This window comes from Sporosarcina sp. SAFN-010, assembly GCF_059415065.1.
On sequence record NZ_JBPFDS010000002.1, the window covers coordinates 14,433 to 29,383 of the forward strand.

The following is a 14,951-nucleotide window of genomic DNA, read 5'->3' on the forward strand; positions in this document are numbered from 1 at the left end:
CTTAAGAAGTCACTGCTTTTTTATCAAACTTACGATTATATTTCTTCTCTAATTTGCTGATCAATATCGCTGAAGGATAACTCAACAACAGGAAGAACAACGCTACGACCGTTAGCGGCTCCACGAACTTGTAATATTGTGATCCATAGTCATTGGCAATGTGCAGCATAGCTACAACACCGATCGTTGACGCTAGTGGAACTTCTTTAAACATGATAATTAAATAATTCCCAAGCATCGGGATTGTTGGGGGAATTGCTTGAGGAAGAATAATTTTTGTCCACTTTTGTCTTGTAGATAAATTCAGTGCAGTGGACGCTTCCCATTGTCCTTTATCCACAGATTCGATTCCGGATCGGTACACTTCAGACATGTACGTGCTGAAATGAATTCCGAGTCCTAAAATCGCTGCAACGAACGGATTAAGTGAAACGCCGACGACCGGGATTACTGGCCACGCGTAGAATATGAAAAACAATTGGACAAGCGGCGGCGTCGATCGGATGAATTCTGCGATCCAGCCAAAAATACCCCGCACAATCTTCGATGGAATGCGACTCATGAACACCCAGAAGAATCCGAAAATCGCTGCAAACAAATAACAAGCTAACGTTAAGCCCACTGTAATCCAAAGCCCTTTTGCAATAAGCGGAATGGTCTCAAAAAATACGGTCCAACTCCAATTCATCCGAGAGCCACCCCTTTCTTCGACATACTCTCCATTTTTTTAGTGAATGCAATGAGAGGCAACGCAATCACGAAGTACATCACGAGGAGAAGCAAATAGACTGTCGGGGAATCCGATAAATGTGTGCTTCGGTAAATATTTCCGTAGTACAGCAAATCCGTTAATCCAATCAAAGAAACGAGTGAAGTCGCCTTCAATATTTGAATCAAGTAGTTGCCGTATTCCGGGAGCATCATCCGAATTGCTTGAGGGATAATGATGTGGCGCATGCGCTGAAATTTGGTTAAGTTCAGTGCAACCGAAGCTTCTGTCTGACCTGCCGGAACTGCTTGAATCGATCCCCTGACAATTTCAGACATATATGCTCCGTAGTTTAATGAAATCGCGAGCACCGCGACCCAAATGTCACTTCCCAGATGGATATTAAATAGACCTGGGAGTGCATAGGAAAACCAAAATAATTGTACGATCAACGACGTTCCTCTAAAAATTTCAACATAGAAACCGGTCACCCCTGTAACTAACCGATTCGTTGAAACGCGCGACAGGCCTGCGACAAGTGCAATAATCGTACTACAGATAATCGAGAGTACGAGCACCAGCAGTGTCACTTTTAAGCCCTGCACGAGGGTAGAAAATATATCGGGTAAAGAACCCACAAACACCACTCCATTGTGTACGATTTAATAATCTTTACTAGTTTACAAGTTGAAGAACCAAGAAAAGGGTCATGCCGAACACGGCGTGACCCGATCGTTTTCTTAGTAATTCTCACCGCTACAAACACTTTCAGTCGTAATGTCGTTATCGACCGTGTTCATTTCTTCAGTAAAGCCAAACGGTTCGATCAATGCTGCAATTTCGCCGTTCTCCTTCATCTTTTTAAGTTCCGCATTGTATGCTTCACGTAACTCATCATCTTCGTTCAAGAATGCTGCTGCGCCATAACTAGGAACTCCTTCAATCTCTGGCTGTTCGAATTCATTTACAAACTCAAGCTTGTCGATGTTAGCAGATTCAAGTGCCATTTTAATCGTCATTTCTGTTCCAGTTGTCACAGCCGCACGACCTGATTCAACAGCTGAAAATGATGCTGGAATGTCCGGAACCATCATGATTTGGCTTTCATTGACGCCTTCCTTAATCATGAATTCCTTCTCTGTCGCACCACTCATCACTGCAACTTTTACATCAGGGTTCGCAGCAATATCTTTATAACTTTTCAAGTTCATCGGATTTCCCGTTTCAACGATCAATCCTTCACCATATTTAATTTCCGGTTCACCAAACGCTACGTTTTTACAACGGTCCGGAGTAATCGCCATTCCCGCTGTAATGACGTCAAACTTACCTGCGCCCAATCCTGGAATCAAGTTCCCGAACTCCGACAACTTCCCGTCGACTTCGTCTATCCCCAGGTTTTCAAAGACCGCTTTGGCAATAGCAACCGCAGCTCCTTGTAATTCTCCATCTTCTTCATATGCATACGGTTTCTCATTGGCAAAGCCGACTTTGACAACGCCTTTCTCCTTCAAATCTTCTAACTTACTTCCACTTTCTTCTTTCCCACATGCTGCTAAAACGACTAGCATCATGATTGCCAAAAACCCAACCAACGATTTCTTCATTATTCTCCTCCTTGATATTTTCATTCTCCTCCTTGATATTTTCATAAAGCAAATTTTCAGTACATCATTAACCGTATCATACCTGATTTTTCATTACAAACCGATTTCTGCGTTTTCCACCAATGGATATAAAAGGTAATATTCGTTTAACCTAGTGATGATAACGGTTACAAGAGATCTAAATTACTGAAAAAATAGTTTAAAAAGTTTTTTCAATAGGCTAAAAGTATTTCATTTTGAACGAAATGTGAATTTGACTTATTTTTAATTTTATAGAGAAAATAGCGACTTTTATTCGTTTTTTAATCATAAAATAAACATCTCAAAAAGAGATTTTGGGTTCTTCAGTTCCAGTTTAAAGTGGTCATCTTATAAAGATGCAGCCATGCCAATTAATCGTTTAATTCCAGTGAATTGTGCCAGTTGTCGTAAACGATTCAATGTCTCTGAGAAATCTGAAAATATGATAGAGAAAGGCAAACCAAAAGAAAACGCCTTTCTACCTCAATTGGCAGAAGGGCGCTACTCATATTAAAACTGATAAATCGCTCCATACTTTTCTGTTAAATACTGTACCAAATAGGTAGGATTCAACTCTTCCGACGTGACTTGTTTCAGAAGCTCCAGTGGTTGTTTGGTCTTGCCGTGACGGTGGATATGCTCCGTAAACCATTGGCGGATCGAGAGGAAATCATTTGTCTGCAGACACCTTTCAAACGGTATCTCTTTTTTCATTGTATTGTGCAGTTGAGCAGCATACAGATAGCCCAATGTGTACGATGGGAAGTAGCCGAAATCACCGCTTGACCAATGGATATCCTGAAGCACACCATCCCGATTGTTTTCAGGAACTACACCTAAATACTTCTGCATAAGCTCATTCCAGATATGCGGCAGTTCCTCTGCTTTCACATCACCATTAAGCAATGCTTTTTCCAACTCATAGCGAAGCATGATATGCATCGAATAAGTCAGCGGGTCTGCTTCGATTCGAATCAAGGAAGCTTTCACATCATGCAAAGCTAAATAGAAGTCTTCAAGAGAAACGGACTTAAAATGGTCTGGTGCAAATGAACGGAACCAGTCATAATTCGTTTCCCAAAATCCTTTATCCGCCGTCACAAACATCTCCCAATACAACGACTGTGACTCATGCATTCCCATCGAACTTGCAGCTGAGAGCGGCGTCCCCATTAGATTTCTACCGATATTCTGCTCATACAACGCATGTCCGCCCTCATGCACAGCACTGAACACGCTGGTCCTGAAATCATTTCCATCGTACTTAGTCGAAAGTCGGACGTCATTAGGATTAATCGCAAAACTGTAAGGATGTGCAGATGTGTCGAGGCGTCCATCCTCGAACCGATATCCAATCATCTTCAGCATTGCCTCACTTAACGCTTTTTGGCTTTCTACTGGAAATGTGGTCTTCAATAGCGGGACATCCGCCTTCACAGGACTCGCTTGAACTTGTCCTATCAATCTCGTCAACGATTTTCGAAGCTCTGGAAACACCTTATCCAACATTTCCACAGTAACCCCTGTTTCGTTATTATCGAGTAACGCATTGTATCGATCGCCTTCATATCCCCAGAGTTCCGCAAACTCTTGGTTGTATCCGACAATCTCCGTTAAATAGGGCTCAAATAAGGAAAAGTCATCTTTCTCTCGTGCTTCCTCCCAAACGGATTCCGCCTTCGAGCAGAGTGTCACATATCCTTGATAATCTGCATTGGGAATTTTTCGATTCTTATCATATACTCGCTCACACTCTTCAGCTACCTTCCGAATGAATTCATTCTCAGATGTCATTTTCATTTCATCGATGAAATCTTTCATTCGATCTGACGTTTCCACTTGCTGCAGTTTCCCTGATAGAATGCCGACCACTTCCGAACGTTGGTCCACTCCACCGTGTGGAATCTGAGTGTGTGAATCCCATTGAAGAGTCGTCAGTGCTTCCTTAAATGCATTTTGCTCTTTCAAAAATTCCAGAAACTTCTTCTCTTTACTAGTAAATTCAACCACATTATTCACCTCATTCACATACGAATTATCGTCGGTTACTCTTCGGATCGAACGCATCGCGCAAACCATCGCCAATGAAGTTAATGGACAGAACCGTCATAAGAATTCCTAGACCCGGCGGCAGCCATACTTCGGGTTGATCCCGAAGTACTCTCAGATTTTGAGCTTCCGAAAGCATATTTCCCCAAGTTGGCGTTGGCTGTGGAATTCCCATTCCGATGAAACTCATACCTGACTCAATTATAATCATCGTCGCCATCATGAGAGTTGCATTCACGATAATTGGTCCAACTGCATTTGGTAAGAAGTGCTTCCAAATGATACGCAAATCACTCGCACCTAGTGCCTTTGCTCCAGTAATGAATTCTTCCTCCCGTAGCGATAGGAATGCTCCACGAATTAGTCTCGTCAACGTTGGCCATGTCGTGATTGCGATAATCGTCACGAAGACGCCTATGGTTACATTATCCAATAACGCAATAATTGTTAACGCTAGCACGAGAAATGGAAGAGCTAATACCAAATCTGCAGCACGCATTATCACACTATCTACTTTACCGCCGTAATAGCCACTAACCGCACCCGTAACAACGCCAATTACCAGTGTAAACAGCATCGCGCTGAATCCGACAATCAATGAAATCCGACCACCGTACAGCAATCGTGCCCAGTTATCACGTCCTGAACTGTCTGTGCCAAGTAAATGTCCATTGCCCGGAGCGCTGTCGACCATCAGCAAGTCCCCTCTTTCAGGATCAAACTTCGTCAGTAACGGCGCAAACACTGTTGCTAAAATTATGAGAATCAAGCATATTACACCGATGACTGCAAGCTTATTCTTCATGAATCTTCGCAAAGAGAGCTGAAATGGACTCTTCGGCTTCGCTTTATTCCGAGCCACCCTCATGGTGGGTTGTTCATTCATAGCGTTTTGCATTCTTTCTCACCTCATTCATAGCGAATCCTCGGATCCACTGCACTATATAGCATATCTGCAAGTAAGTTTCCCAATAGAATCGTCACACCCAGCAGTAAGTTTATGGCCATGACAACTGGATAATCCCGGTTCGTAATGGACGTGATGAATAACGTACCAAGTCCCGGGTAGTTAAATACTTGCTCTGTGATGACAGCACCACTCAATAAAGCACCAAATTCAAATCCAAGCAACGTAATAATCGGAATGATGGCATTCCGTAACGTATGCTTGTATAAAATGGACGTTTCACTCATTCCTTTAGCTTTGGCTGTTTTAATATAGTCACTACCGAGAACGTCCAATACTTCCGACCGCATGTAACGCATATAGGTAGCCGTTCCAGCTAACCCAAGCGTTAGTCCTGGTAAAATCATATGATGCAGGCGGTCCATAACGAGTCCAAGTCCTGTTGCGTCAACACTTGACACTGTCCCTTGTGCAGGGAACCATCCGAAACTAATCGCAAATACAAAAATGGCAATCAATCCAAAGAAAAAGTTAGGAACTGCAAGACCTATAAATCCAAATGCGGTTGCACTATAATCAAGCATCGAGTACGGATATTTCGCCGAATATAACCCAATTGGAATAGCCACAATTAGTGTAATGGCGAGTGCAAACGTACCTAAATAAATGGTATTCATTAATCGCTCGCTAATCAGGTCTTTCACCGATCGACCATTGTAAGTAATGGATTCACCTAGATCCCCTTTTGCGACCGTACTAACCCAATGAAGGTATTGCACAGGAATGGGGTCGTTCAATCCGAGTTCTTCCTTCCGTTGTTCGTATACTTCAGGATCAATACTTGGATCTAAGATCTTTCCTGTGAATGGGTCTCCTGGGGCTGCTTTTGCCAAGCCAAATATTATAACTGTGAGCAAAAAGAGCATAGGTATAAAAACAAGAATCCTTCTTATTAAATACTGAAACATAGTTGCCCCCCTTAAATTCGCACTTTTTACGATTCACGGCCGGTTTGACTACCGGCATATTTACCTGTTTTACCGCGTGACCCACCACTCATGTGTATTATTCATAATAGTAAATGGTAACGGATCAATTCCCTCAACACGGTCACTCATAACCCATAAGTTGTCTTTCACGTATAAAAATAAGGCAGGTAAGTCTTTCGAAAATAGTACCTGCCATTCCTTATATACTTCCGCCCGATAATCTTGTTCAAAAGCGGCTGGCGCTTTCATAGCCTTCTCCAATAATGCGTCAGCTTCCGGATTGTTCCATCGTGAATAGTTATAAGGGGCTGTCGCTGACCATAAACTAGCTGGATCGGGGTCATGACTGCTCAGCGCCCAACCAAGTAGATACAGATCCCAATCGCTATCACGGTTTTCGAGTCCGTCGATATATGCTGTCATTTCTTTAGGCTGACGCATATTGATTTGGATGCCAGCTTCTTCAAGTTGCTGTTTTATGAGAGGAGCAGATCGTTCTCGAATTTTATTTCCAGTCGGAAAGTCAAGATTCAAAACCCATTTCTCTCCTTCAGGATTCTCACGGAAACCATCTCCGTCTTTATCAAGATATCCAGCTTCATCCAATAATTGAGTAGCTTTTTCAACGTCATACTCATAATCGACAACGCCATCTTCGCTATATGCCCAAAATTGCTGGGCGATTGTTGAATTTGTTTTTTGCCCTTTTCCATACAACAATCCATTGACGATTCCTTCACGGTTCACCGCATAAGCAATCGCTTGCCTCACTTTCGGATCTGCAATTTTTTCATTTACTGCCCAGTTGTCAGGGTTAATCGTACGACTTTCAATGTCACTAGAGCTTCGATGATTCATCTTGAATCCCAAGAATTGGTTTCCGAACTCAGGCTGTTCAATGATTTGCATGTTCTCTATGTTTTTAACTGTGTTGTAATCTGCTGGGGAAACACCGTTTGGATCTGCTACAAAATCGATATCTCCATTTTCTAGTAAACCTGTCATGATGGCTTCATCGACAATTTTATAGACAATCTTGTCTAAGTGAGGTTTCCCTTGCCAATAATCATCATTTCGTTCAAAAACATATTGTTGACGATCTACTATTTTCGTAAGTTTGAAGGGTCCCGTTCCGATAATAGATCCGCCTTTTAGCGAGGCGTCAGATTTTGGCATGTCGGCAATTGGAATATCAGTAAATACATGCTTAGGTATAATTTGAAAGCCCGCTGTATAGAGCGGAGTAACTTTAGGCTCTTCGAAGTTAAAAGTAACCGTGTACTTATCGTCTGCAACTACTCCTTCAAAATCATCTATTTCACCTGCGTTATACGCATCATATCCTTTTAAATCTTGTACATACTCAGTTCTGAAGCCACCTGATTTAACATAATCAGGATCTGACATCGTTTGGTATGTGAACACAACGTCTTCTGCTGTAAATTCCTCACCGTCATGCCACTTTACGTCTTCTTCCAAATGGAAAGTTATCGAAGTCTGGTCATCATTCATCTCCCAATTTTTTGCAAGCTTCGGAATGAACTCTAACTCTTCGTTTTGTCCAACCAGCCCCTCATGCGTAATACGAAGAATCGCTTCATCATAACCTTCTTCGTGAAAAATCGGATTGAACATCCCGGTTGGCGCTGTTTCCATCGCACCAACGACAATGCCCCCTTCATTGGGTTCACCTTGTGATCTTGAAATAGAAGTTGGTCCTCTATCTTCGCTATTTCCACATGCAGCAAGTATCAGAACCAAAGCCACAAACATCATCGCAAATGCTTTTTTGTTTGAACTATATTTCCTCATCCTTCGTCTCCTTTCCACTGTGCCATATTAGTAGGTTCCTTTTTTGTAATCCGTAGTGTGTAAGTGACACGCAACAAAGTGTCCGTCTTCAACCTCAGTTAGCTCTGGACGCTCTTCGCTGCAGCGGTCAAACGCAAACGGACACCTCGTGCGGAAGGCACATCCGGAAGGCGGGTTAGCAGGACTAGGCATCGTTCCTTTTAACACAATTTTTTCTCGATCCATTGTTCGATTCTCTCCACGGTCTACGACAGATACAGAGTCAAGAAGTGCTTGGGTATACGGATGTTTAGGGGTATCATAAAGGCTGTTCTTAGGTGCGATTTCCGCAACTCTTCCTAAATACATCACGACGATGCGATCACTAATATGCTTAACTACACTTAAGTCATGAGCGATGAACAAATACGTTAACCCTAGTTCATCCTGCAAATCCATCATCAAATTCAGCACTTGCGCTTGAATCGAGACATCCAGTGCAGAAACAGGCTCATCACAAACAACAAACTTGGGATTATTGACAAGTGCGCGGGCTATGCTGATTCTCTGTCGTTGCCCACCAGAGAATTCATGGGGATATTTCTGGAGATCGTCTATTCTCAGACCGACTTTCTCTACAATCGCTTCAACTTTCTTTTTCCGTTCCGCTTTCACCAATTTCGTTTGTACCACTAACGTTTCTTCGATAAGTTCATACACATTCATTTTCGAATTCAACGATGAAAACGGATCTTGAAAGATGATTTGCATATTTTTCCGATATGCTTTCATTTCTTTTTCTTTTATTTGGGTAATGTCATTCCCGTCAAACACGATTTCGCCGTCAGTCGAATTTAACAAGCGCAATATGACACGGCCTAACGTCGACTTTCCTGATCCGGACTCGCCAACGATTCCAAGGGTTTCCCCTTCACGTATATGAAAAGAAATGTCATCCACCGCTTTTACATGGCCTGTAGTGCGCTGGATGACTCCGCTTTTGATAGGAAAGTACTTCTTTAAATTCCGTACTTCCAATAAATTCTTCGTGGCAACTCCCTGATTCACTTCTTCCATTAGTTTCATAGTGTTTCCTCCCCGTATAGATGGCAGCGGACTTGGTGTCCATGACCTACTTCAATCAATTCAGGATTCGTTGCAGCACATTTTTCCATCACAAAAGGACATCGCGAAGCAAATCTGCATCCTTCAGGAAATTCGGTAGCAGCAGGTACAGTTCCAGCAACTGTTTTCAATCTATCAACGTTCGTAGACAAATCAGGCATGCTATCCAGGAGACCTTGTGTATACGGATGTTTCGTATTGCGCAGAAGCTCTTTGGTTGTACTTTGTTCAACGACCTGACCGCCATACATAACAATGACACGATCTGCATAGTCAGAAACAACACCTAAATCATGAGTAATCATTAGAATCGACATGTCCATTTTCTTTCTCATGTCTTCGAGTAGCGCGAGGATTTGTGCTTGAATGGTGACATCGAGTGCAGTAGTTGGTTCATCTGCGATGAGCAGTTTGGGTTGGCAGGAGATCGCCATCGCAATCATGACACGCTGGCGCATACCGCCTGAAAGTCTATGGGGATATTCATCAACAATTTGGTCAGGACGGGAAATACCCACTACTTCAAGTAAATGTATCGCCTGTTCCCTCGCAATTTTCTTACTCATTTTCTTGTGTTTTCTTAACATTTCTATTATCTGGTTCCCGACTGTGAAAACTGGATTCAGGGCAGTCATCGGCTCCTGGAAAATCATCGCCATTTCCTTACCACGAATGGACGTCATCTGCTTTTCAGTCAAACTAGTTAATTCACGCCCATTTAACTCGATTCCCCCTTCGACGATCTTACCCGGTTTGCTGATGAGCCCCATGACAGAGTTTGCCGTCATACTCTTTCCACTTCCAGATTCACCAACAATCGACACAGTTTCACCCGGACGAATCGAAAACGAGACATCATCCACTGCCTTCGCGACCTTTTCATCATCTAAATAAAAATATGTCTTCAGTTTCTTCACATCTAAAATTGGAATCCCCATTAGTTCACCTCATTCAATATGTAATAATCATAATCACTTTATAATCATGATTACATGATGGCATTTATCTTAACATATCGAAAATGAGATAACAATGAGTTTTCTGAACTAAGAAAGCGCTTTCACACCATCCAAAACCTAATAGTAAATTGTGTCCGTCTGCCAGTTTTACACTATTATTCCTGTTTCATCTGCACTATAGAAATCCCCACAAGAATCACTCGCAGCGCTACCAGTTAATCCCTTCACCCTTTTGAATTGTGTCCCGATTCCGATTAATTCTCTTATATTGCCGATTCTTCGCTCGAACGTTCCGATTCAACCCAGGATCTTTCTGATTCCCCTCGCCAAACTGCCGATTCCAACTCTCATCTTTCCGATTCACTCGGCGCCAAAGAAATCACCCACGCAAAAAAAGACCCAGCCGCTCACATGCGACTGGGTCATCTCTATCCTCTATTTAAATAATGCCTTGGAATCGCAATATAATCTCCGCAATGACTGCCGAACCGAGGAACGTTCCGATCATGACCAAGCTTGCGACGATCAGCGTACGCCAGCCGAGCTTGACGAAATCAGACCATGAACGTCCGATGGCAATCCCAGCATACGCTAGAATTGGTGTCGTCAACGCCAACAACTGAACTTGGGTTGTCCATTCTACAACTTTATCAGAACCTGGGAACCATGGCATCGACACGACCACTCCAATGATGGAAATGTAGGCGATACTCGGGAAATTCAAAGGGATAATCTCTTTTAAGATGAACCCTGCCAAGCAGATACCAATTAGAATTGCCATACCCGGAAGTGCAGAAAGTGGGAAGATATCGTAACCGATCCAGTTTCCGATTAGTCCACTGACGCCTACTATAACTAATAACAATACCCATTCTTGAATATTTTTCAGCATCAATACCCCTCCTTCTTCCGAGTCATCCACCCATATAATTTTTCAGTGAGTGGCAGTGCGATGAAGATACTGACCCAAAGACCGCTTGATAAGGAGAGTAAGTTACTCGCTCCTGAAAGCGCAACGATTTGTGTCTCAAGATCCGGAAAAGCTGCGATCAGCGACCCACTTGCCGCAGCCATCATACTTCCGCTTCCTACTCCTGAAGCCAAAGCAAATGATAGCGGGCTAAGTGGTGTAATTGTCGCAAGCAGTCCTGACAACAAGCCTAAGAACACTGCACCGAAAACTGTACCGAAAATGTACATCGCCATGACTCCGCGACCTTCCGGAGAACCCATTCCGTATTTATCCATTATCAAGCCCACGTTCGGCTCACGTCCAATCGAGTGTGTCATCCCGATTGCTTCGCGTTTCATCCCAAGCCAAATCGCAACAGGCAGTGCAATCAAAATTGTAACAAGGTGACCGAGTTCTTGAAGCAAAAGTGCAGGTCCTGCTGCAATTACTTCTGGCAACGACGGACCGATAATGACTCCGATTTTCGCTAGTAACAACGAAACCCCCAGTACAATAATTGGCTCCGCATTGACCGACTGACGTTCTTTCACAGCCGGTGTAAAGTACAAAATAATTCCTATTCCGAGCGCATACAACATCGGAAGCAATAACACGACCCCAGGGCCGACTTTAATGCTAAACGTTCCGATCAATTCCGTAACGATTACTATCGCTAAAACAATTACGTGTAAACGCCAATCTTTCCATAATCCCATTGCCGCATTCCCATCCTGCATGTTAGTTCTTCCCCCTTCACCTATTGGAAGTTGAATCACTACCTCGCTGATTCATTATCCACCTATAATTTCTGATTAAACTGATTTCAAAAAACGCCATCAATTTACCTCTCATGACGCACTCCATAAATTCTCTGTGAACATCCACAAAAATCTATGTTATGCAGTATACAAGATAATTCAGTTAAAGGGAAGAGATATTTTAGCCTAGTAAAGCGTTAACAAAAAATGTTATTCAAAACGACATAAAAAGCTTATCTACCAACCAGCAGATAAGCTCCTCAAAATTCATATGTCTATTACATTTTGGATTCTTTTTCAAATACAAGTTTTAAATCCGTTGTACCACCTGTAGTTGTGGAGAACGGTATGATTGAATGCAACCGCCATCCTTTCGCAGCATACTCATTCATAACCTGCTCCTCATCCTCTTTAGGCGTTCCCTTCCAACTACTCTTGATTGTCACGACTTTATACGTGTACATTGTGACTCCTCCTTTTTTTAGAACAGAGAGATTTAGTGATTCATTAGAAATAACCTTGCAATCCCCTATTACTACTTCAGCAATAACGTTATGATATACTGAATTTACTAAAATCTCAAAAGGAGTTGCATCCTATATGAAGGCATTTGTTAAAAGGAGTGCCGCACCAGATGATATCGCGTTAGAAGAAGTGGAGATTCCAACCCTCAATGATGATGAATTGCTCGTCCGTGTAAAAGCTGTCGGCGTCGGAATCCATGACTCCTATTTTCTCCCTCAGGAAATCAGCTACCCGTATCCAATTGGAATCGAAGCCGCTGGTATTATCGAAGAAACCGGGAGTCTAGTAACGCACTATCAAAAAGGGGATCGCATCGCTTTCGTCAGTATGATGCAACCTAAAGGGGGCACGTGGGCTGAATACGCAGTGGTCCAGCAAGACTCGCTCATCCTTCCCATTCCTGAAAATATGGAATTTGCAGAGGCCGCTGCAGTACCAGTCGCAGGCAACACCGTTTTGCGTGCGCTTACTGCACTCCATTTGAAAGAAGGCAATTCCGTATTCATCGCCGGCGCTTCAGGTGCAATCGGTACATTCGCAATCCAGTTTGCCAAAACGCGTGGCTGGAATGTGGCAGGATCGGCTTCCCCTAAAAATCATGAGTACATGAAATCGCTCGGTGCTGATAAAACCGTAGACTATAATGATCCGAATTGGGCAAATCAGATCCGCGAGTGGATGCCTAACGGCGTCGACGCAGCGATAGCGATCCAACCTGGCACGGGAACTGAAAGTATGCACGTCGTAAAAGACGGTGGCACCGTCATCACAATTTCTGGCGATCGCATCGAGCCAGAACGCGGCATCACCGCTGCATTCGTCCCTCATAAGGCGGATGTTCAGAATGAAGTCAAACAGCTCATTCAAGAAATTGCTGCGGGTACATACAAGCTCGTCATTGAACAAACTTATCCATTCGAACAAGGACTCGAAGCACTGCAGAAAACACAAACTCGCCACGCACGCGGAAAGTTAGTATTGACGTTGTAATGAATTCACTCCCCCTGTTTGCTCTGCGGAACAGGGGTTTTCTTATGTCTAATCAAGGCATGAATTGTTTCCCGATTCCGATTAATTCACCCATATTGCCGATTCTTCGCTCGAAAGTGCTGATTCACGCGCGAATCTTTCCGATTCCCATCACCAAAGTGCCGATAACCAGATGCATCTTTCCGATTTCTATCTTCAGCGTCCCTAGCCCCTCCCCAAACAAGCGAAGCGCACCCAATTAATCCCTTAAAAGCACTTGAATTGTGTCTCGATTCCGATTAATTCACCCATATTGCCGATTCTACACTCGATAGTTCCGATTCACGCGCGGATCTTTCCGATTTCTATCACCAAAGTGCCGATAACCAGCATCATCCATCCGATTTCCATAGTCAGCGCCCCTAGCCCATCCCCAAAACAAGCGAAGCGCACCCAATTAATCCCTTTAAGCACTTGAATTGTGTCCCGTTATCGAGAAATTCCACTATGTGATGGAGAAATTGACAGATGTGATTGAGAATCCCCACCAAGTGTCACAGAAACTACTCGCAGTGTCGGTCAACCCGCTCCAAGTGATCGACAACACAAAAACCCTCGATCCACCTCCGACTAAGCCACCCCCCCATCTCATCTATACAATTCCTTTCTATTCTCCATCCCTCACACATACCATTTACTAAAGCGAACTTTACTGCCCGATGCCATGCAACGAGCACTATCCAACACAAAAAAGGAGTGACACCCATTAAAACTTGTCCAGTTTGCAACCACACGCAACTTGACGGAAATTTTTGCGGGGAATGTGGGAACTCGTTTTCCGCCATACGCAAGCGAACGACAGCCGTAGAAGTATCGACCTCGTCCACAAACGAACCCCTTGAAAAGTTAAAATCAGACGCAAAGAATTTCATGCAATTCCTATTTCAACAACTCAAAACACCATCTGCCCACTTTCACACGAATAACACTTCAGTACAAAACAGCATACTCAGTATCATCTTATTCATCCTTCTAACGTCCGCTACCTTCTACGCTGCATTCCCGACAAGTCTAAACACTCTCAGCCCATCCTTTTTCCAAGTCGTTCTCTACTTGAGTATCTTCTTTCTTCTAGTCGTCGTCGTAAATCTCATCGCAATCACAAGCACGGTCAAACTGTTTTCAATCTCCGAATCCGTCTCAGAACTCACCCGAAAACTAGGGGGATTCTATGCCATTCCAATCGCACTTTCCGCAATAAGCCTGCTACTCACACTCGTTCATTCCTTCACTCTATCCACCATTCTCCTAGCTATCGCCATCTTCATCGCATTCATCCTCATTCCTTTATTCACGATCACAAAACTCTTATTCAAGGAACCTACATCCATCGATAGCTTTTACGGTATCCTCTTTTATATCGCCGTCACAACAGTCGCGTCCATTCTTCTCGCAACATTCATTGCCGATACGGCTATTGGAGAAATCCTTAGATTCCTGAAATTCTAATGCCAATCAACCTCCTTTCACCTTCCTCCCTAAACGAATTACACGCTCGTTCGAACTCGTCCGTCATACACTAGAGGGTAC

14 protein-coding genes are annotated in these 14,951 nt (G+C 43.3%); 2 read left to right on the forward strand and 12 right to left on the reverse strand.

Annotated features, from left to right (window positions below):
• Position 1: 1 nt before the first annotated feature.
• The 12 genes from ehuD to ACR65F_RS03105 all read right to left on the reverse strand — a co-directional run bounded on the left by ehuD (position 2) and on the right by ACR65F_RS03105 (position 12,331).
• Complete coding sequence (gene ehuD / locus ACR65F_RS03050) at positions 2-688, reverse strand: ectoine/hydroxyectoine ABC transporter permease subunit EhuD (protein ID WP_440503228.1); 687 nt, start codon at positions 686-688, stop codon at positions 2-4.
• Positions 685-1,353, reverse strand: a complete 669-nt coding sequence (locus ACR65F_RS03055) for an amino acid ABC transporter permease (RefSeq protein ID WP_440503229.1) — start codon at positions 1,351-1,353, stop codon at positions 685-687. Before ACR65F_RS03055 ends, ehuD begins: the two co-directional genes overlap by 4 nt.
• A 96-nt stretch (positions 1,354-1,449) precedes the next feature.
• A complete protein-coding gene (ehuB, locus tag ACR65F_RS03060) occupies positions 1,450-2,316 on the reverse strand; it encodes an ectoine/hydroxyectoine ABC transporter substrate-binding protein EhuB (protein WP_440503230.1) in 867 nt (288 codons plus the stop codon).
• 531 nt (positions 2,317-2,847) lie between these two features.
• Positions 2,848-4,347 carry a carboxypeptidase M32 gene (locus ACR65F_RS03065; RefSeq protein ID WP_440503231.1) on the reverse strand — a complete coding sequence of 500 codons (1,500 nt, stop codon included), beginning with the start codon at positions 4,345-4,347 and terminating at the stop codon, positions 2,848-2,850.
• A 25-nt stretch (positions 4,348-4,372) separates the two neighbouring features.
• Positions 4,373-5,284, reverse strand: coding sequence for an oligopeptide ABC transporter permease (gene opp4C, locus ACR65F_RS03070; RefSeq protein ID WP_440503232.1), 912 nt, complete (start codon positions 5,282-5,284; stop codon positions 4,373-4,375).
• 11 nt (positions 5,285-5,295) lie between these two features.
• Complete coding sequence (locus ACR65F_RS03075) at positions 5,296-6,261, reverse strand: ABC transporter permease (protein ID WP_440503233.1); 966 nt, start codon at positions 6,259-6,261, stop codon at positions 5,296-5,298.
• A 69-nt stretch (positions 6,262-6,330) separates the two neighbouring features.
• On the reverse strand, positions 6,331-8,094 hold the full coding sequence (locus ACR65F_RS03080; protein WP_440503234.1) for an ABC transporter substrate-binding protein: 1,764 nt from the start codon (positions 8,092-8,094) through the stop codon (positions 6,331-6,333).
• Between the two features lie 27 nt (positions 8,095-8,121).
• Entirely contained in the window at positions 8,122-9,150 is a 1,029-nt protein-coding gene (locus ACR65F_RS03085; protein ID WP_440503436.1) for an ABC transporter ATP-binding protein, read from the reverse strand.
• Between the two features lie 5 nt (positions 9,151-9,155).
• Complete coding sequence (locus ACR65F_RS03090) at positions 9,156-10,136, reverse strand: ABC transporter ATP-binding protein (RefSeq protein ID WP_440503235.1); 981 nt, start codon at positions 10,134-10,136, stop codon at positions 9,156-9,158.
• A gap of 460 nt (positions 10,137-10,596) precedes the next feature.
• Positions 10,597-11,049 (reverse strand): hypothetical protein, encoded by a 453-nt coding sequence (locus tag ACR65F_RS03095; protein WP_039042488.1) that lies wholly within the window; start codon positions 11,047-11,049, stop codon positions 10,597-10,599.
• Positions 11,049-11,846, reverse strand: a complete 798-nt coding sequence (locus ACR65F_RS03100) for a DUF3100 domain-containing protein (protein WP_440503236.1) — start codon at positions 11,844-11,846, stop codon at positions 11,049-11,051. Before ACR65F_RS03100 ends, ACR65F_RS03095 begins: the two co-directional genes overlap by 1 nt.
• A gap of 299 nt (positions 11,847-12,145) precedes the next feature.
• On the reverse strand, positions 12,146-12,331 hold the full coding sequence (locus ACR65F_RS03105) for a DUF4177 domain-containing protein (protein ID WP_440503237.1): 186 nt from the start codon (positions 12,329-12,331) through the stop codon (positions 12,146-12,148).
• A gap of 136 nt (positions 12,332-12,467) precedes the next feature.
• On the opposite strand from ACR65F_RS03105, the gene ACR65F_RS03110 reads away from it, so the two are divergent.
• Together ACR65F_RS03110 and ACR65F_RS03115 are read left to right on the forward strand one after the other, a co-directional pair.
• Positions 12,468-13,382: an NADP-dependent oxidoreductase gene (locus tag ACR65F_RS03110; RefSeq protein WP_440503238.1), complete on the forward strand. Its 915-nt coding sequence runs from the start codon at positions 12,468-12,470 to the stop codon at positions 13,380-13,382.
• A gap of 909 nt (positions 13,383-14,291) precedes the next feature.
• Positions 14,292-14,870, forward strand: coding sequence for a hypothetical protein (locus ACR65F_RS03115; protein WP_440503239.1), 579 nt, complete (start codon positions 14,292-14,294; stop codon positions 14,868-14,870).
• Positions 14,871-14,951 lie beyond the last annotated feature (81 nt).

Coding starts and splice junctions, on each gene's coding strand:
- ehuD (WP_440503228.1), bottom strand. CDS start 688: ATGAATTGGAGTTGGACCGTATTTTTTGAGACCATTCCGCTTATTGCA.
- ehuB (WP_440503230.1), bottom strand. CDS start 2,316: ATGAAGAAATCGTTGGTTGGGTTTTTGGCAATCATGATGCTAGTCGTT.
- opp4C (WP_440503232.1), bottom strand. CDS start 5,284: ATGCAAAACGCTATGAATGAACAACCCACCATGAGGGTGGCTCGGAAT.
- ACR65F_RS03075 (WP_440503233.1), bottom strand. CDS start 6,261: ATGTTTCAGTATTTAATAAGAAGGATTCTTGTTTTTATACCTATGCTC.
- ACR65F_RS03080 (WP_440503234.1), bottom strand. CDS start 8,094: ATGAGGAAATATAGTTCAAACAAAAAAGCATTTGCGATGATGTTTGTG.
- ACR65F_RS03085 (WP_440503436.1), bottom strand. CDS start 9,150: ATGGAAGAAGTGAATCAGGGAGTTGCCACGAAGAATTTATTGGAAGTA.
- ACR65F_RS03090 (WP_440503235.1), bottom strand. CDS start 10,136: ATGGGGATTCCAATTTTAGATGTGAAGAAACTGAAGACATATTTTTAT.
- ACR65F_RS03095 (WP_039042488.1), bottom strand. CDS start 11,049: ATGCTGAAAAATATTCAAGAATGGGTATTGTTATTAGTTATAGTAGGC.
- ACR65F_RS03100 (WP_440503236.1), bottom strand. CDS start 11,846: ATGCAGGATGGGAATGCGGCAATGGGATTATGGAAAGATTGGCGTTTA.
- ACR65F_RS03105 (WP_440503237.1), bottom strand. CDS start 12,331: ATGTACACGTATAAAGTCGTGACAATCAAGAGTAGTTGGAAGGGAACG.
- ACR65F_RS03110 (WP_440503238.1), top strand. CDS start 12,468: ATGAAGGCATTTGTTAAAAGGAGTGCCGCACCAGATGATATCGCGTTA.
- ACR65F_RS03115 (WP_440503239.1), top strand. CDS start 14,292: ATGCAATTCCTATTTCAACAACTCAAAACACCATCTGCCCACTTTCAC.